The organism is Nguyenibacter vanlangensis (assembly GCF_013376155.1).
Classification (GTDB): domain Bacteria; phylum Pseudomonadota; class Alphaproteobacteria; order Acetobacterales; family Acetobacteraceae; genus Gluconacetobacter; species Gluconacetobacter vanlangensis.
This window is the reverse complement of the sequence record NZ_JABXXP010001185.1, coordinates 1-605: the sequence shown is the minus strand read 5'-3', so window position 1 is coordinate 605 and position 605 is coordinate 1. Positions and strand designations below refer to the sequence as shown.

General features: G+C 71.4%; 1 protein-coding gene. It reads right to left on the bottom strand.

Annotated elements, in window-relative coordinates:
• On the bottom strand, positions 1 to 426 hold a 426-nt coding region (locus HUK84_RS22015; protein WP_176642020.1), incomplete at its 3' end, for a class I SAM-dependent methyltransferase.
• Positions 427 to 605: the final 179 nt, after the last annotated feature.

Sequence of the window (605 nt, the reverse complement as noted above, 5' to 3'; positions counted from 1 at the left end):
CACCGGCAGGCTGGCCAGGAACAGCCCGTCCGGCCGCAGCGCATGCCGGATCTGCGCCAGCGCCCCCGGCAGGTCGTTGACCCAGTGCAGCGACAGGTTGGCCACCACCAGGTCGAACGCCCCCGGCCCGAACGGCAGCCACTCCTCGTCCGCGCAGACCGCCATGCCGCCATTCACGCCGGCCATGCGCGGCGACAGGTCGCAGGACACGACGAAATCGACGCCCCGGGCCCGCAATCGCGGCGCCACCACGCCCCGCCCGCCGATATCCAGCGCGGCGGAGAAGCGATAGGTCGTGTCGTCCAGCCGGTCCAGCAGCCGCTCCGCCACGTCCTCCAGGATCGGCGCCACATCCCCCGCCAGCAGGGCGGCGCGGTCGCGATGCCGGCGAACGGCGCGCCGGTCGAAAATCACAGGGCCAGTCATTATAGGGCCGGTCATTTCACGGTCGGTCATGGGCGGGATGTGCTCTTCCGGTCGAACTCTGCCAATGGCACCTTTGCGTGAGGAACGACGCAGGGCGAAAAACGCATGACGGGCAGTCCATGACGGACAGCGGAACGGACGGCGGGGCAGGGCGGCGGGGCGCCGCGGCCGCCCTGCGC